The organism is Jiella sonneratiae (genome assembly GCF_017353515.1).
Lineage (GTDB): Bacteria > Pseudomonadota > Alphaproteobacteria > Rhizobiales > Rhizobiaceae > Jiella > Jiella sonneratiae.
Map to the genome: position 1 here is coordinate 120,395 of NZ_JAFMPY010000004.1, position 16,801 is coordinate 137,195.

At 69.4% G+C, this 16,801-nt stretch carries 16 protein-coding genes; 5 read left to right on the forward strand and 11 right to left on the reverse strand.

Annotated features, from left to right (window positions below; translation table 11 throughout):
* Positions 1-228: 228 nt before the first annotated feature.
* From J1C47_RS04610 to J1C47_RS04620, 3 genes are all read right to left on the reverse strand, one after another.
* Entirely contained in the window at positions 229-1,563 is a 1,335-nt protein-coding gene (locus J1C47_RS04610) for a TRAP transporter large permease (protein WP_207349554.1), read from the reverse strand.
* Position 1,564: 1 nt separating this feature from the next.
* The gene (locus J1C47_RS04615; RefSeq protein WP_207349555.1) at positions 1,565-2,071 is read right to left on the reverse strand and encodes a TRAP transporter small permease; all 507 of its coding nucleotides are present in this window, start codon (positions 2,069-2,071) and stop codon (positions 1,565-1,567) included.
* A 149-nt stretch (positions 2,072-2,220) separates the two neighbouring features.
* Positions 2,221-3,246: a DctP family TRAP transporter solute-binding subunit gene (locus J1C47_RS04620; RefSeq protein ID WP_245396358.1), complete on the reverse strand. Its 1,026-nt coding sequence runs from the start codon at positions 3,244-3,246 to the stop codon at positions 2,221-2,223.
* Positions 3,247-3,401: 155 nt separating this feature from the next.
* Here J1C47_RS04620 and J1C47_RS04625 point away from each other — a divergent pair, with 155 nt between their 5' ends.
* The 5 genes from J1C47_RS04625 (at position 3,402) to J1C47_RS04645 (ending at position 9,023) form a co-directional block, all read left to right on the forward strand.
* A complete protein-coding gene (locus J1C47_RS04625; RefSeq protein ID WP_425354537.1) occupies positions 3,402-4,316 on the forward strand; it encodes an IclR family transcriptional regulator in 915 nt (304 codons plus the stop codon).
* Positions 4,313-5,482 (forward strand): acetyl-CoA acetyltransferase, encoded by a 1,170-nt coding sequence (locus J1C47_RS04630; RefSeq protein WP_207349556.1) that lies wholly within the window; start codon positions 4,313-4,315, stop codon positions 5,480-5,482. Before J1C47_RS04625 ends, J1C47_RS04630 begins: the two co-directional genes overlap by 4 nt.
* Positions 5,479-7,110 (forward strand): acyl-CoA synthetase, encoded by a 1,632-nt coding sequence (locus tag J1C47_RS04635; protein ID WP_207349557.1) that lies wholly within the window; start codon positions 5,479-5,481, stop codon positions 7,108-7,110. The genes J1C47_RS04630 and J1C47_RS04635 overlap by 4 nt, the downstream gene beginning before the upstream one ends.
* 1 nt (position 7,111) lies before the next feature.
* A complete protein-coding gene (locus J1C47_RS04640) occupies positions 7,112-7,972 on the forward strand; it encodes a PCC domain-containing protein (RefSeq protein ID WP_207349558.1) in 861 nt (286 codons plus the stop codon).
* A 259-nt stretch (positions 7,973-8,231) separates the two neighbouring features.
* Positions 8,232-9,023 (forward strand): SDR family NAD(P)-dependent oxidoreductase, encoded by a 792-nt coding sequence (locus J1C47_RS04645; RefSeq protein ID WP_207349559.1) that lies wholly within the window; start codon positions 8,232-8,234, stop codon positions 9,021-9,023.
* A gap of 30 nt (positions 9,024-9,053) precedes the next feature.
* On the opposite strand, the gene doeB is transcribed toward J1C47_RS04645, so the two are convergent.
* The 8 genes from doeB to ehuB form a co-directional block, all read right to left on the reverse strand.
* Positions 9,054-10,070: a N(2)-acetyl-L-2,4-diaminobutanoate deacetylase DoeB gene (gene doeB / locus J1C47_RS04650; protein ID WP_245396359.1), complete on the reverse strand. Its 1,017-nt coding sequence runs from the start codon at positions 10,068-10,070 to the stop codon at positions 9,054-9,056.
* 7 nt (positions 10,071-10,077) lie between these two features.
* The gene (gene doeA, locus J1C47_RS04655; protein ID WP_207349560.1) at positions 10,078-11,271 is read right to left on the reverse strand and encodes an ectoine hydrolase DoeA; all 1,194 of its coding nucleotides are present in this window, start codon (positions 11,269-11,271) and stop codon (positions 10,078-10,080) included.
* Between the two features lie 16 nt (positions 11,272-11,287).
* Positions 11,288-12,280 carry an ectoine utilization protein EutC gene (eutC, locus tag J1C47_RS04660; RefSeq protein ID WP_207349561.1) on the reverse strand — a complete coding sequence of 331 codons (993 nt, stop codon included), beginning with the start codon at positions 12,278-12,280 and terminating at the stop codon, positions 11,288-11,290.
* Positions 12,280-13,266, reverse strand: coding sequence for a hydroxyectoine utilization dehydratase EutB (gene eutB / locus J1C47_RS04665; RefSeq protein WP_207349562.1), 987 nt, complete (start codon positions 13,264-13,266; stop codon positions 12,280-12,282). The genes eutC and eutB overlap by 1 nt, the downstream gene beginning before the upstream one ends.
* A gap of 14 nt (positions 13,267-13,280) precedes the next feature.
* Positions 13,281-14,051 (reverse strand): ectoine utilization protein EutA, encoded by a 771-nt coding sequence (eutA, locus tag J1C47_RS04670; RefSeq protein ID WP_207349563.1) that lies wholly within the window; start codon positions 14,049-14,051, stop codon positions 13,281-13,283.
* Entirely contained in the window at positions 14,048-14,725 is a 678-nt protein-coding gene (gene ehuD / locus J1C47_RS04675; protein ID WP_207349564.1) for an ectoine/hydroxyectoine ABC transporter permease subunit EhuD, read from the reverse strand. The genes eutA and ehuD overlap by 4 nt, the downstream gene beginning before the upstream one ends.
* A 9-nt stretch (positions 14,726-14,734) precedes the next feature.
* Positions 14,735-15,394, reverse strand: a complete 660-nt coding sequence (gene ehuC, locus J1C47_RS04680; protein WP_207349565.1) for an ectoine/hydroxyectoine ABC transporter permease subunit EhuC — start codon at positions 15,392-15,394, stop codon at positions 14,735-14,737.
* A gap of 466 nt (positions 15,395-15,860) precedes the next feature.
* Positions 15,861-16,718, reverse strand: coding sequence for an ectoine/hydroxyectoine ABC transporter substrate-binding protein EhuB (gene ehuB, locus J1C47_RS04685; protein ID WP_207349566.1), 858 nt, complete (start codon positions 16,716-16,718; stop codon positions 15,861-15,863).
* Positions 16,719-16,801 lie beyond the last annotated feature (83 nt).

Below are 16,801 nucleotides of genomic sequence, written 5' to 3' on the forward strand. Positions count from 1 at the left end.
TTGATCCGCCTGTCAAGTCGCTTCGCGCGCCGCGCACGACAAACGGCGTCCGCCGCAGCCGGGCACGGGCTTGCGGTGACGATCGCGGAGGGTCGGATGATGCGGAAAGGTCGGAAGAACGGGCGCTGGCCGCGGGCGGGCCTTCGCCCGGCCGCGGCGATGCCCGCCGGTCGCCCCGCCGGTCGCGTCGCGGCGGCGTTGCGGCCGAGTTCGGGCGGAGGGCCCGGCCTATTTCATCAGCGCCAGGAGGGCGTGGGAGAGTTCCGGAAAGGCCGCGATGATCGCGAGGCCGATCAGGCTGGTGATCAGGAAGGGGATGGCGCCGACCGCGATCTTCTCCAGCGACAGCCGGGTGATGTTGGCGGCGACGAACAGGTTGATCCCGACCGGCGGGGTGAACAGGCCGATGGCGAGGTTGACCATCAGCGCGACGCCGAACCAGACCGGGTCCCAGCCGAGCTGGTGCACCACCGGCATGAAGATCGGCAGGGCGATGAACATGATGGTGATCGCGTCCATGAACATGCCGGCGACGAGGACCACCAGCATGATGACCGCGAGGATGACCCATTCGTTGCCGCTCATCGAAAGCAGCGCGCCGGAATACTTGCCGACGAGGTCGTCCACCGTCACCACCCAGCCGAACAGGCTGGCGAAGGTGACGACCAGCATGACGACGGCCGAGGAGGCGCTGGCCTCGACGAGGGCGGAATAGAGCGTCGCGACGGTGAGGCTGCGGTAGATGACGAGGCCGACGAGGAGCGCGTAGACCGTGGCGACCACCGCCGCCTCGGTCGGCGTGAAGATGCCGGCATAGATGCCGCCGAGGATGACCACCGGCGTCAGCAGGCCCCAGAACGCGTCGACGAAGGCGCGGCCGAGCCGCTCCGGATAGGAGAGGCCGGCATAGGGATCGGGCGAGAGCGCCGAAAGGCCGCGGCCGGAGGCGGCGAGGGCCTTCGCGTGGCGCGCCTTGCCGGCGAAGGGCAGCGTCAGGATCATCAGGACGCCCATGACGAGGCCGGGGACGATCGCGGCGATGAACAATTGGGCGATCGAGGTGTCGGCGATGACACCGTAGATGACGAGGCCGATCGACGGCGGAATGACGATCGACAGCGCGGCGCCGGTGCAGACGAGGGCAGCCGCGAAGGGCTTCGGATAGCCGTCCTCCTCCATGCCGCGGATGATCAGCGGGCCGATCGCCGCGACCGAGGCGGGGCCGGAGCCGGAGACGGCGCCCCAGAACAGGCAGACCACCGTGCCGACGACGCCCATTCCGCCGGGCAGCGCCCCGACGAGGACGCGGAAGAAGCGGATCATCCGCTCGGCGATGCCGACCGTGCCCATCAGCGCGCCGGCGAGGATGAAGAACGGGATGGCGAGCAGCGAGAACTTGGCGATGCCGCTCGCAAGCAGATCGCCGACGAGATCGAGGCCGAAGCCGATCTGCCACATCGCATAGAGCGAGGCGAGGCCGAGCGAGAAGGCGACGGGCACCCGCAGCGCCAGAAGCACGAAGAACAGGATCACCATCTCGGTGCCGGGATCGAGGCCGAGCATCTCAGACGCCTCCCTTGCCGTCGCCGGGCCCGTAGGGCCGCCCGTCGCCGGCGGTACGCCATTCTGAGAACCCCGCCTCGACGAGCCGGACCGCGATCATCAGGAAGCCGAGCGGCAGCGCCGCCGAGACGTACCATTCGGGGATCTGCATGCCGGAGGAGGTGACGCCGCTCTGGTACTGGTTCTGGACGAGGCCGAGGGTGAACCAGGCCGACAGCGCGAGCAGCAGGATCGACAGCGCCGCCGAGAGCGCGACGGCCGCCCTGCGCCCGGCGGCGGGCAAAAGGTCGGTCAAAAGCGTCACCGCCAGATGCTCGCCCCGCCGGGCGGCGATCGCAGCGCCGAAGACGGTGATGATCAGGAAGCCGTCGAGCAGCAGTTCCTGCGTCGCGGCGAAGGAATAGCTCGTCAGGTAGCGCACCACGACGTTGACGAAGCCGAGAATGGTCATGGCGAGGAAGACGACCGCACAGACGATCTTCTCCGCCTCGTCGAGGAGGTAGCGCATCGGGATCTCGTCGGGGTGAAACGGAACGGCGGGGGTAGTGCCGTCGGCGCCGCGGGCGTCGAAACCTCAGCCGGGCACGGGCCGGGCAGGGCCGGGCGGCGGCCGGACAGGGGTGGGGCTGCCGCGGCGGCCCCACCCCGTCTTGCGGCTTACTTCGCCTCGGCCTTCTTGCCGCCGGCGTCGATCGTCTCCTGGAAGAGGCCCACCAGATCCGGACCGACCTTCTTCGCCCAGGTGTCGAAGGCCGGCTTCGTCGCCTCGCGGAAGGCGTCGATCTCGGCGTCGGAGGGCTGGTAGATCTCCATCCCCTTCTCCTTCAGGAAGTCAATGCCCTTGGCGGTGTCCTCGCGGGTGATGGTCTTCTGGTAGTCCATCGCCTCTTCGGCCGCCGAGCGCACCATCTCCTTGGTCTTGTCGTCCCAGGAGTTCCACAGCTTCTCGGAGACACCGACGAAGATCGGATCGTAGGAATAGTGCCAGGTGGTCAGGTACTTCTGCACCTCGTAGACCCGCTGCGGGATGATCACCGCGCCGATCGGGTTTTCCTGGCCGTCGACGACGCCCTGCTGCAGCGCCGAGAAGGTCTCGGTCCACTGCATCTGCTGCGGGTTGGCGCCGAGCGCGTTCATCACGTCGATGTACATCGGGCCGGCGACGCGCATCTTCAGGCCCTTCATGTCGTCGGGCGTCTTGACCGGATGGACGTTGTTGGTGACCTCGCGGAAGCCGTTTTCGCCCCAGGCGAGCACGACGATGCCGTGCTCGGCCATGATCTCTTCCATCTTCTTGCCCGGCTCGCCGGACGTCGTCGCGTCGACGTCGTCGTAGCCGGAATAGAGATAGGGCAGCGAGAACACCGCCATTTCCGGCACCAGCGGCGTGACGTTGATCGCCGAGGTGACGACGAAGTCGAGGGCGCCGCGGCCGACCATCTCGGCCTGCTTCATCTGGTCGCCGCCGGTCAGCTGCGCCATCGGGAAGATGCGGACGTCCATCTCGCCGCCGGACTTCTCCTTGAGCAGCTCGTTGAACTTCTCCGCACCCTTCTGCCAGGTGGTCGAGTCGTTGGTGTTGTGGGACAGCCGGAACGTCTTGGCCTCGACGGGCGTGAGCGCGGTGGCCGCGATCGCCGCGACGAGAGCCGCGACGGCGGCGAGGGGCTTCAGTCTCATCATGTCTCCTCCCGGATTGAATCGTCGATCGCGGGCCGGACCCTCTCCCAGGCGTCCACATGATGGACTGACAGCACCGCGAATGCGGCGCAAGGTGCCACTCAATGGCGGCCCTTGCAAGTTTAATTCGATTCTCCGACAATGTGCGGGTCGGGAACATGTCCACCATCTGGATGGAGCGGCGGTTGGATACGCTGGAAAAGGCGATGCCGGAAGCGGCGGGAACGCAGAGCGTCGACCGGGCGCTGATGCTGCTCTCGCTGATCGGCCGCCATGGCGAGGCGGGCATGTCGCTCGCCGCGGTGGTGGCCGGCAGCGGGCTGAACCGCCCGACCGCGCGGCGGCTGCTTCTCGCCCTGATGCGCTCGCGGCTCGTCGAGCAGGAGCCGGAGACCCGCCGCTATTTCCTCGGCGAGGAGGCCTATGTGCTCGGCGTCCTCGCCTCGCACCGCTTCGGCTTCCTCGACTGCGCCCTCGAAAGCCTCGCCAGCCTGTCGCGCACCAGCGGCGACACCAGCTTCGCCTCGGTGCGGCGCGGCGACTTCGCGGTCTGCCTGCACCGCGAGGAGGGGGCGTTTCCGATCCGCACCCATGCGCTGCTGCCCGGCCATCGCCATCCGCTCGGGGTCGGCGCCGGGGCGATGGCGATGCTGGCGGCGCTTTCCGACGCCGAGATCGAGCCGATCCTCGCCGCCAATGCGCCGCTGCTCGAGGAGCGCTATGCCGGCTATCCGCCGGAGACGATCCGCGCCGACGTGGCCTTTGCCCGCCAGCACGGCTTCTCGCTCAATCCGGGGCGCGTCCTCGCCAATTCCTGGGCGATCGGAATGGCGGTGCGCTATCCGGACGGGCGCATCGCCGGGGCGCTGTCGATCGCCGCGATCGACAGCCGCATGGGCGATGCGCGCCAGGGCGAGCTCGCCGGCCATCTCGGTCGCGAGGTCGCAAGGGTCGAGGCGCGGCTCGCGCGACGCTTTGCGGCGCCGCCTTCCGGCGCGGCGCGGCCGGCTGGCGGGAGGGGCCGGGGCGCGACGCCCCGCGACGACATTTCAATGGGAGGTATCGGATCATGACGAAGGCGCGCATCGTCGGCTGGTCGCACAGCCGTTTCGGCAAGTCGGAGGCACCCTCGACCGAGGCGCTGATGCGCGAGGTCGTCGGCCCCGCCATCGCCCATGCCGGCATCGAGACGTCCGACGTCGACGGCGTCTTCGTCGGCGTCATGAACAACGGCTTCTCCAAGCAGGACTTCCAGGGCGCCCTCGTCGGCATGGCCCATGACGGGCTCGGCCAGGTGCCGGCGGTGCGGCTGGAAAACGCCTGCGCCACCGGCTCGGCGGCGCTCTACACGGCGATGGACTTCATCGAGGCGGGGCGCGGCCGCGTCGCCGTCGTCGTCGGCGCCGAGAAGATGACGGCGATCCCGACCGTCGAGGTCGGCGACATTCTGCTCGGCGCGAGCTACCGCGCCGAGGAGGCGGAGGTCGAGGGCGGCTTCGCCGGCATCTTCGGCCGCATCGCCCAGACCTATTTCCAGAAGTTCGGCGACCGCTCGGAGGAACTCGCGATGATCGCCGCGAAGAACCATTCGAACGGCATGGCGAACCCTTACGCCCACATGCGCAAGGACTTCGGCTTCGACTTCTGCAACACCGTCTCCGACAAGAACCCCTATGTCGCGGGGCCCTTGCGGCGCACCGACTGTTCGCTGGTCTCGGACGGCGCCGCTGCGATCGTCCTTGCCGACGAGGAGACCGCCGAGACGCTGGAGCGGGCGATCGCCTTCAGGGCGCGCCAGCACGCCAACGACGTCCTCGCCATCTCGCGGCGCGATCCGACCGAGTTCGCCGGCGCCCGCACGGCCTGGGCGAGAGCCCTGGAGGAGGCGGGGCTGACGCTCGACGACCTCGACCTCGTCGAGACCCACGACTGTTTCACCATCGCCGAGATGATCGAATACGAGGCGATGGGCCTCGCCAAACGCGGCGAGGGCTACAAGGTGGTGCGCGAGGGGATCACGCGGAAGGACGGCAGGCTGCCGGTGAACGCCTCCGGCGGCCTGAAGTCGAAGGGCCATCCGATCGGCGCGACCGGCGTCTCGATGCACGTCATGGCGGCGATGCAGCTGATGGAAGAGGCCGGCGACATGCAGGTCCAGGGTGCGAAAACCGCCGGCGTGTTCAACATGGGCGGCGCCGCCGTCGCCAACTACGTATCGATCCTCGAGCGGGTGAAATGATGGCCGCGGGTCTGGGGGGCGCGCCGAAGGGAGGCGTCGCGCCGCAATCGACCCGGGTTTCCAACCTCGCCCATCTCGTCACCCGCGCCAGCCGCCGGCTCGCCGGCCGTCCGGCGCTCGTCTGGGGCGACCGGCAGTGGACGTGGCAGGAATTCGACGGCCGCATCAGTGCCATGGCAGCGGCTCTGAGGGATCGGTTCGACGTTGCGAAGGGCGACCGCATCCTCGTCCAGTCGCAGAACTGCAACCAGATGTTCGAGGCGATGTTCGCCTGCTTCCGGCTCGGGGCGGTCTACGTGCCGACCAACTTCCGGCAGACGCCGGACGAGGTCGCCTATCTCGCCGAGGCGAGCGGCGCGAAAGGGATGATCTGCAACGCCGGCTTCCCGGACCATGCGCGGGCCTGCCTCGCCTCGAAACGCCCGCCGGAATTCGTCGTTGCGATCGGCGAGGCGGTATTCGGCGAAAGCTACGACGCGCTGGTCGCCGCGCATCGCGGCGAAGCCGTCGAAAACGTTCCGGTCGACCGGGACGACCCGTGCTGGTTCTTCTTCACCTCCGGCACCACGGGCCGTCCGAAGGCCGCGGTCCTGACCCACGGCCAGATGGCCTTCGTCGCCGTCAACCATCTGAACGACCTGATGCCCGGCACCGGCCCCGCCGATGCCTCGCTCGTCGTCGCGCCGCTCTCCCACGGCGCCGGCGTCCACCAGCTGACCCAGGTGGCGGCCGGCGCGACGACGGTGCTGATGCCGTCGGACCGCTTCGACGTCGCCGAGGCCTGGAGCCTCGTCGAGAAGCACCGCATCAGCAACATGTTCACCGTGCCCACCATCGTGAAGCGCCTGGTCGAGCATCCGGCGGTCGACGATTTCGACCATTCGTCGCTGCGCTACGTGATCTATGCCGGCGCGCCGATGTACCGGGCCGACCAGAAGCGGGCGCTGGAAAAGCTCGGGCCGGTGCTCGTCCAGTATTTCGGCCTCGGCGAGGTGACCGGCAACATCACCGTCTTCCCGCCGGGCGAACACAGCCTCGACGACGGCGCGGCCCGCGTCGGCACCTGCGGCTTCGAGCGCACCGGCATGGAGATCTCCATCCAAGGCGAGGACGGCCGCGCGCTGCTGCCCGGGGCGAGCGGCGAGATCTGCGTCGCCGGGCCGGCGGTCTTCGCCGGCTATTACGACAACCCGGAAGCCAACGCCAAGGCGTTCCGCGACGGCTGGTTCCGCACCGGCGACCTCGGCCATCTCGACGCCGAGGGCTACCTTTTCATCACCGGCCGCGCCTCCGACATGTACATCTCCGGCGGCTCCAACATCTATCCGCGCGAGATCGAGGAGAAGATTCTCGCCCATCCGAAGATCTCCGAGGCGGCGGTGGTCGGCGTGCCGGATCCCGACTGGGGCGAGGTCGGCATCGCCGTCCTCGTCGCGGTGTCGGGCGAGACGGTCACGGAGGCCGAGATCGCCGCCTTCCTCGCCGAGAAGATCGCCCGTTACAAGCTGCCGAAGCGCTTCGTCTTCTTCGACGAGATGCCGAAGTCGGCCTATGGCAAGATCACCAAGAAGCTGGTGCGCGAGGCGCTGGAGGAGCGCGGCCTCCTCGGCGACGGGCCGGCGGCCTGACATGACGAACGAACTGCGTCAGATCCGCCATCCCGGCCCGGTCGCCACGATCCGCCATGCGAGCGCCTGGGGCGGGGCGGTGCGGCTCGACGTCACCGTCGAACCCGGCGAGACGATGGAGGCCGGCCTCGGAAGGGCCGTTGCGGCGGCCGGCTGCGACGCCGCCTATGTGGCGATGGCGGGCGCCCGCCTGTCGCCGTTTCGCTACGTGATGCCGGCCGGATCGCCGGGGCCGGATCACGCTGCCTGGTATTCAAACACCTTCGCCCCGGAGGGCGTCGTCACCGTCGAAGAGGCCGGGGCGATCGTCGGGCGGCGCGACGGCGCGCCCTTCGTCCATTGCCACGGCCTCTGGCGCGCCGGGACCGGGCCGCTTGCCATGGGCCACATGCTGCCGGCCGAGAGCCGTGCAGCCGAGCCCGTCCGCATCACCGGGGTCGGCCTGCGCGGAGCGGTCTTCGAGTCGCGCCAGGACGTGGAGACGAATTTCCGCCTGTTTGCCGCAGAGCGCGCCGCCTCGGCCGCTTCCGGGCTTCGTCCGGCGGGTCCCGCCGCGCTCGCCCTGACGCTGCGGCCGAACCAGGACGTCAGCGCGGCGATCGAGGCGATCTGCGCCGAGGAGGGCATCGCGGCCGCCCGCATCCACGGCATCGGCAGCCTCAACGGCGCCCGCTTTGCGGCCGGCCCGGCGATGCACTCCTACGCCTCGGAGCTTCTCATCCGGCGAGGTCACCTGGCCGAGGGGCGCGCCCGGCTCGACGTCGCGGTCGTCGCGATGGACGGGACGATCTTCGAGGGGGTGCTCGTACGGGGTGAGAATCCGGTCTGCGTGACCTTCGAGCTGGTTGTGGTGCCAGAATGATGAATGGCGGTGGGCGTTGGTGCCGAGGCACCCCCCTCTGTCCTGCCGGACATCTCCCCCACAAGGGGGGAGATTGGCGGCTTCACAGGGCTGCGCAGACGAGCGGATAGAGGCATGACGCATCGACCGTTCAGAACGAGGCCGCATCGCCAGAGCGAATTCGATCTCCCCCCTTGTGGGGGAGATGCCGGCAGGCAGAGGGGGGTAGCCGGATGCGCGACGTGTCCGATCTGCTTTCAAACGAGGGAGAACGAAACGAATGTCCGAACAGCAGAAGGTCGCGCTGGTCACCGGCGCGGCGCGGGGCATCGGCCTCGCGACGGCGAAGCGCTTCCTGGAGGAAGGCTGGCAGGTCGCGCTGCTCGACATCGACGGCGCTGCCCAGGAAGCGGCGGTGGCAGCGTTCGGCCGCCCCGAGGCGACGCTGGCGATCACCGCCGACGTCGCCGAGCCGGAAGCGGCGGCGCGGGCCGTCGGCGAAGTGATGGCGCGGTTCGGCCGGCTCGACGCGCTGGTCAACAATGCCGGCACGGCGGTGTTCAAGCCGCTGCTCGAGACGAGCCACGAGGAATGGCAGCGGGTGCTCGCGGTCAATCTCGGCGGGCCGTTCCTGATGACCAACCGGGCCGCGCCCGAAATGGCGAAGACCGGCGGCGGCGCGATCGTCAACATCACTTCGATCTCCGGCTTCCGGGCCTCGACGCTGAGGGTCGCCTACGGCACCTCCAAGGCCGGGCTGAAGCATCTGACCAAGCAGCAGGCTGTGGAACTCGCCGGGCTCGGCATCCGGGTCAATGCGGTGGCGCCGGGCCCCGTCGACACGGCCATGGCCAAGGCGGTCCACAGCGCGGCGATCCGCAAGGACTATCACGACACGATCCCGCTCGAGCGCTACGGCCTCGAGGTGGAACTCGCCGACGCGATCTTCTACCTCTGCTCGCCGCGGTCGAGCTACGTCACCGGCCAGATCCTCGGGGTCGACGGCGGTTTCGACGCCGCGGGTATCGGCCTGCCGACGCTGCGCCGCGATCGCGGCGGCGCCGACGCATGAGAGCGCCGGCCCGGATCGTCACCCGTTGCCTCAGTCGAGAACGCCGAGGACGGCGATGCAGTCGCCGGCCTTGACCAGCCCCGGAAAGTGCCGGGCCGCGAGGATGCCGTCCATCTTGGCGGTGTAGGTGTAGGGGTCCTGGCCGGTGCGGTCGATCGGCCAGGCGCGCCCGATCGGCTGGCCCTCTCGCACCGTCTCGCCGAGGTCGACCAGCGGCTCCATCAGCCCGTCGATCTCGGAAAAGGTGAAGCAGCGTTCGTCCGGCATGTCGAGCCAGCGCGTGGCGCGGATCTCCGGTTCGCCCTTCACGATGCCGGCATGGCGCAGGAGATCGCGGACGCCGCGCTTGGCGATCGCGGCGGTGCGGGCGCTCGCGGTGCCGCCGCCGCCGAGCTCGGTGGTCACGAACACCTTGCCCATCGCCTCGGCGGTGGTGTCGAACATGCCGACGGCGTCGATCTCCAGCATCTTCACCGAATAGGGGGCGCCGAAGGCCCTGACGGCGGCGAAGCACGCCGCCTCCTGGTCCTTGTCGTCGAGGACGTGGGCGGCGGCAAACGGCAGGAAGTCGAGCGTCCTGCCGCCGGAATGGAAGTCGAGCACCAGATCCGCCATCGGCAGCAGGTTGCGGGTGACGAAGTCGGCGATCTTCTCGGTCGGATTGCCGAACGGCCGGCCCGGGAAGGACCGGTTGAGGTTGCCCCTGTCGATCGGCGAGGTGCGCGTGCCGGCCCGGAACGCCGGATAGTTCAGCGCCGGCACGATGACGATCCGGCCGGTCACTTCGGAGATGTCGAGATTGCGGGCGAGGTCGAACAGCGCGATCGGCCCCTCGTATTCGTCGCCGTGGTTGCCGCCGGTCAGAAGCGCCGTCGGCCCGTCGCCGTTCTTCGCGACGGTGATCGGCGTCAGGATCGAGCCCCAGGCCGAATCGTCGCGGCTGTAGGGCATGCGCAGAAAGCCGTGATGGATGCCGTCGGCGTCGAATTCGACCTTGGCGACCACCGGCGAGGGCGGCATTTCGGCGACGGGTTCCGGTCCGAACATCGTTTCCTCACTCCTTCACGAACAGCTTGCGCGGCACGTCGGCGAGGAGTTCGTAGCCGGTCTCGGTGATGGCGAGGCTCTCGGTGATTTCGAGGCCCATGTCCTCGAGCCACAGGCCGGTCATGAAGTGGAAGGTCATGCCGGGCTTCAGCTCCGTCCTGTCGCCCGGGCGAAGGCTCATCGTCCGCTCGCCCCAGTCCGGCGGATAGGAAAGCCCGATCGGATAGCCGGTGCGGTTGTCCTTGACGATGCCGTATCTTCTCAGCACCGCGAAGAAGGCGTTGGCGATGTCCTCGCAGCGATTGCCGGGCCTCGCGGCTTCCAGGCCGGCCTCCATGCCCTCCAGCGTCGCCTTCTCGGCGTCGAGGAAGGCCTGGCTCGGCCTGCCGAGGAACACCGTGCGCGACAGCGGGCAGTGATAGCGGTGGTAGCAGCCGGCGATCTCGAAGAAGGTGCCTTCGCCGGTCCGCATCGGCCTGTCGTCCCAGGTCAGGTGCGGGGCCGAGGCATCGGCGCCGGACGGCAGCAGCGGCACGATCGCCGGATAGTCGCCGCCGAAGCGCCCGTCCGGCCCGTCGACGCCGCGGGTGCCCGCGTCGAAGATCTCGGCGACGAGGTCGTTCTTGCGCATGCCGGGCTCGATCTTGTCGACGATGCGCCGGTGCATCGCGCCGACGATCCGGCCGGCGATGCGCATGTAGTCGAGTTCCTGCGGGCTCTTGACCGCGCGCTGCCAGTTGACGAGCCCCGTCGCGTCGACGAAGCGGGCGTTCGGCAGGCGGTCCTGCATCACCGCGAAGGCCTTGGCCGAAAACCAGTAATTGTCCATCTCGACGCCGATGGCGAGCCGGTCGAGGCCGCGCTCCTCGATCAGCGCGGCGAGCGCCTGCATCGGATGGCGCTCGGTCGACTGGACGTAGTGGTCGGCATAGCCGACGATGTCGTCGTGGCCGAGATAGGCGGTGCGCCTGGCGCCGTTGGCGTCCTGGCCGCGGCCGAACCAGACCGGCTCGCCCTCGGGCGGGACGAGGACGCCCTGGTGGACGTAGAAGGACCAGCCGTCATAGCCGGTCAGCCACGCCATGTTGGAGGGGTCGGAGACCCAGAGGGCGTCGACGCCCTGTGCCTGCATGGCGCGGCGGGTCTTCTCCAGCCGGGACGCATATTCCTCGCGGGTGAATTTCAGCTGAGGGGCCGACATCGGGCCGTCTTTCCTGTCAGGTTGCAAAGCGTGTTCCGCGATCGCGCTCCTGCGCCCGGCGGTGGGCGAGGGTGGCGATCGCCGTGTCCTGGACGCCGGTCCCGGTGAGGTCGGCGATGGTGATGGCGCCGGCGGCGGTGCGGCCCGCGGCAAGGCCCGCGACGATCGCGCCGAGTTCGGCAAGGCCGGCGTCCCCGGCGACGAGACCGGCGGCGAGCGCATGGTGGAGCTCGCCGAGGCGGCGGGTCTGCGTCAGGCTGTCGGCGACGTAGAGGTCGGCCTTGGCGATCGCCGCCGGCTCGATTTCGTTCTTGTGCTCGGCGTCGGAGCCCATGGCGGTGACGTGCTGGCCGGGCGACAGCCAGTCGGCGAAGAGGATCGGCGTTTCCGCCGGCGTCGTCGTGACGATCACGTCGGCGCCCTCGACGGCGCTCTGCGCATCGTTCGCCGCGGTGACGGCGATCCTGAGATCGGCGGAGGCCTCCCGCGCCGCCGCTTCCGCCTTCGCCGCATCGCGCGCCCAGATCCGCGCGCTGCGGATCGGCCGCACGAGCGTCAGCGCCCGAAGCTGCAGCCGCGCCTGCACGCCGGCGCCGAGGATCGCGGCGGTCTCCGCATCCGGCCGGGCGAGGTGCTTTGCCGCGACGGCGCCGGCGGCGGCGGTTCGGACGTCGGTGAGATAGCCGTTGTCGAGGAACAGCGCCTCGACCAGCCCGGTCCGCGCCGAGAGCAGCATCATCAGCCCGTTGACGCTCGGAAGCCCGAGCCTGGGATTGTCGAAGAAGCCGGGGCTGACCTTGATCGCGAAGCCGTCGAGGCCGGGGACGTATGCGGTCTTCACGTCCACCTCGCCGCGATGCTCGGGAATGTCGAGCCGCATGATCGGCGGCATCGCCACGGGCTTCGTCGCCAGCGCCGCGAACGCCGCCTCGATCGCCCCGACGATCTCGATGTCGAGGGCGACGAAGCCGCGCAGCTCGGCCTCGGTGAGGATGCGGATCTCGGGCATCAGGCGGCCTCCTCCAATGAGTTCGCACCGGCAACGATCCGGGCATGGAGATCCATGGCGACGTTCCTGCCCGAAACGAGCGCCACCACCGGTCCGCCGGCCGCCACCTTGCCGGCGATCAGCGCCGCGATGCCGACGGCCGCCGCCCCCTCGACGATCTCGCGTTCCTCGAAATAGGCGTGGCGCATGCCGGCGGCGATCTCGGCCTCCGTCAAGAGCACCACCTCGTCGACGAGGTCGCGGACCATGCGGAAGGTCAGGCGGTTGTCGAGCCCGATGCCGCCGCCGAGCGAATCGGCGAGCGTTGCGAGTTCCTCGACCTCGACCGGGTGCCCGGCGGCAAGGCTCGCCTGCATGGCGGCGCCGCGCCGCATCGAGACGCCGACGATGCGGGCACGCGGCCGCCTCGCCTTCACCGCCGCGGCGACGCCGGCGATCAGCCCGCCGCCGGAGAGCGGCACCAGCACGGTCTCGACGTCTGGGACGCTCTCGACGATCTCGAGCCCGATGGTGCCCTGGCCGGCGACGACGGCGGGATGGTCGAAGGGCGGAACCGGCACCATCCCCTCCGTCTCGACCAGCCGGTCGACCTCGCGCTGCGCGTCGTCCTGGCTGCGTCCGACGACGCAGAGTTCGGCGCCGAGGGCGGTGATCGCGTCGCGCTTGTTGGCGGGAACGAGGTTCGACAGGCAGACGACGCAGCGCGCGCCGGCCTTCTTCGCCGCATGGGCGAGCGCCCGGCCGTGATTGCCGGTCGAGGCGGCGACGACGCCCCTTTTTCGCTCGGCGTCGCTCAGCGACAGCACGGCGTTGGTCGCGCCGCGCAGCTTGAAGGCGCCGGTCTCCTGCCGGTGTTCGAGCTTCAGGTGGACGGGGACGCCGACGCGCTCGGAGAGCGATGCCGAGCGCTCGACCGGCGTATGCCGGACGGAGCCCGCAATGCGCCGTGCCGCCGCCTCGATCGTCGCAAGACCGACCTCTTCCATCGCGCCGTCGTTCCTCAAGCTTCGAAGGGCATCGCGAAGAGCCGTCCCGCTTCCGGCCCGGCGGGGGAAACGCCGGAGCGGCCGAGGCATTCCCAGATCGTCGCCTGGTTCGAGGTCACCACCGGCCGCCCGATCCGCCGCTCGATCTCCGCCACCACCGGAAGGACCCGCAGCGCCGTGCAGGAGACGAAGAGCGCCTCGGCGTCGTCCGGCGTCGCCTCGACCGCCGCCTCGACGATCGCGGCGGGCGCGATGCGGGCCATCTCGCGGTCGTCGTCGAAGCCGAGGCAGGTCGCGGCCGCGACGTCGAAACCCTTTTCCTCGACATAGGAAAGCAGCGGCCGGGTGGTTTCGACGAGATAGGGCGTCAGCATGGCGATCCGCTGGGCGCCGAGCGCTCGCAGCGCGCGCGCCGCGGAAAGGGCCGGCGTCACCACCGGCACGTCCGGCTTGCCCGCCTGAATGGCAGTCGCGACGGCCGCATCGCCGATCACCGCCGAGGCCGAGGAACAGGAGAAGCAGACGGCGTCGAGATCGGCGCCGGGCAGGATCGACGCCGCCGCCGCGGCGAGCCGCGGGCGCATCGCGAGGAGGTTTTCCGGCGTCGTCGGATTGGCGTATTCGACCCGCGCCGCATAGACGCCCACCCCGGAAGCGGCGGCGAGGCGGGCATAGTCCGGCTCGCTGGTGTGGTCGGTCGCCAGAAGGATCAGCCCGATCCTTTTTTCCACCGGCCGGTCGTCGCGCCTGAGGGACGCTCCCGTCCCCTCCCGGATCGCCGTCATGTCGCCGCCCGCCCGCGCTTGCCGTAGCCGCCGAAGCGGCGTTCGAGATATTTCACGCCGATCACCGAGACGAGGCTGATGACGAGGAAGAACACGCCGACGAGGGTGATCGGCTCGACATAGCGGTAGTTGTAGTTGGCGATCGAGCGGGCCTGGTTCATCAGTTCGAGGACGGTGATCGCCGACAGGAGCGGCGTCTCCTTGAACATCGCGATCAGATAGTTCGCGAGCGCCGGGATGACCGGCATGATCGCCTGCGGCAGGACGACGTGGCGCCAGCTCTGGCGGGCGGTGAGATTGCAGGCCTTCGCCGCCTCCCACTGGCCGCGGGGCACGTTGTCGATGCCGGCGCGGTAGACCTCGGAGGTGTAGGTCGCATAATGCAGGCCGAGGCCGATGACGCCGGCGACCAGCGGCGCGAGGGTGATGCCGACCTCCGGCAGGATGTAGAACAGGAAGTAGAGCTGCACGAGCAGCGGCGTGCCGCGCACGAACTCGACGAGGCCGGCGGTGGGCCGCGAGACGAGGCGGTTGGTCGATCGCCGCATGATCGCGAAGACGAGGCCGAGCACGACCGCGAGGAGATAGCCGAGCAGCGTCGCGATGATGGTGATCTTGGCGCCCTCGGCGAGGGTCGGCAGGATCTCCCGGACGAATTGCCAGTCCCAGTCCATCGCCGCCTCCTATGCCCTGACGCCGTCGAGACCGCGGGTCAGGCGCCGTTCCAGCGCCCGCACGGCGAAGGTGATGACCATGGCGATGGCGAAATAGAGGATCAGGATGGTGATGAAGGGCACCGCCGTGTTGCCGGTCTGGCCGCGCACGACCTGCGCCTGGAAGGTCATGTCGGACAGCGAGATCAGGGAGACGATCGCGGTTCCCTTCAACAGTTCGATGGCGTTGTTGCCGAAGGTCGGTAGCATGATCACGAAGGCCTGCGGCAGGATGACGTGCCGCATGGTCTGGAAACGGGTGAGGTTGACGGCGAGCGCCGCTTCCTTCTGGCCCTCGTCGACGGCCTGGACGGCGCTGCGCACCACCTCCGCCCCGTAGGCGCCGACATTGAGGCCGAGGGCGAGGACGCCCGCCTGCATCGGCGTCAGGGTGAAGCCCATCAGCGGCAGCACGTAGTAGATCCAGAACAGCTGGACGAAGATCGAGGTGCCGCGGAAGAACTCGATGTAGCCGACCGAGAGCCAGCGCAGCGCCGCCAGGCGCGAGATCCGCCCGAGGCCGGCCACGAAGGCGACGGCGAGGGCGAAGGCGCAGCCATAGACGGTGAGCTGGACGGTGATCCAGGCGCCGTGGAGGATCAGCGTCAGATAGCCGAGCCACATCTCCATGAAGGTTCAGGTCTCCGGGGTTGGTGTTGGTGGGTTCCCTTGGAGCCCGATGGAGTCAGTCACTGGCGCCCTTCGCCCTTCGAGGCTCGCTGCGCTCGCGCCGCTGCATGACGGGCACCTTCAGCGCCGAGGTCGCCCCGCAGCCGCAACGGCTATGCTCACTTCGCCGCAGCGTCTCTTTCCCTCCGCGGCGTCATCCTCGGGCTTGTCCCGAGGAGCTACTGGCGTGTCCGCCCCAGAAGCGTCGGAGAAGGGCGGACATCGGCGCGGGCCCATCCCATCGATGGCAGGAGATCCTCGGGACAGGCTCGAGGATGACGTCGCTTCGCTGGTCTCCGCCAAGCGCCCCTCGTCCTTCGAGGCTCGCTACGCTCGCACCTCAGGATGAGGGGCTACTATGACCCGCGAGCGCAGCGGATTCCCGCGCTCGCAGTGCAAAGGTGGCTCCTTCGGAGCGCCCCGCCTCTTACTCGGCGGCCGAGCAGAGCTTTTCGCGCGAGGTCTTCATCGCGGCCTCGGCGGAGAAGCCGTAGGGCTCGACGATCTTCTTGAATTCGCCCGACTTCTTGAGCTCGGCGAGACCCTTGTCGAAGGCGTCGCGCAGGTCCGTCTGGTCCTTGCGGAAGGCCGCGCCGTCGCAGGCGATCGGCGAATCCTCCACCGGCGCGACGACGGCCACCCCGCCGCCGGCCATCTTGGCGAGCGCGTTGATCGACAGGACCGGCAGCGAATAGACGTCGATCCGGCCCTGCTGCAGCATGGTCAGGCCGCTCTGGGTGTCCGGCACGACGATGACGCGGTCGCGCGGCACGCCGGCCTCGAGCGCCAGCCGCTCCTCGGTGCCGCCGCCTGGCGCCCCGATCGTCGCGTCGGAACTGTCGGCGATCGACTTGAAGGTGGTCAGATTCTTCGGGTTGCCCTCCTTCACCAGGAAGGCTTCGGCGTCGCACAGCACCGGCTCGGAATAGGCGACGGCGCGGCAGCGCTGCGGCTTCATGAACAGGCCGGCGGTGACGGCGTCGAAGCGGCCGGCCTGCAGGCCCGGAATCATCGCGCCGTATTCGGAGACGACGGGATCGAGCTTGTCGATGCCGAGCTTCTTGAACACCGCCCGGGCGACGTCGGGGGCCGCCCCGGTGACCGTGCCGTCGGACTTCAGCTCGGTGTAGGGCGGCTCGTTGCCGATGGCGATCTTCACCTCGCCCTTGTCCTTCAGAGCCTGGAGCGCGTCGTCGGCGCGGGCGGGCGCGGACCCGGCGAGGCCGATGGCGGCGAGGGCGAGAGCGAAGACGGCGTTTCGGCTGGCGGCGGTCGGGGATGTCATGGCAGCTCCGTTTTCTGGGGTCGTCTCTGGGTCGGCTGGGGGTCGTCTCTGGGTCGGGGCGCCGCTCGGCACGCGGCCGCGGC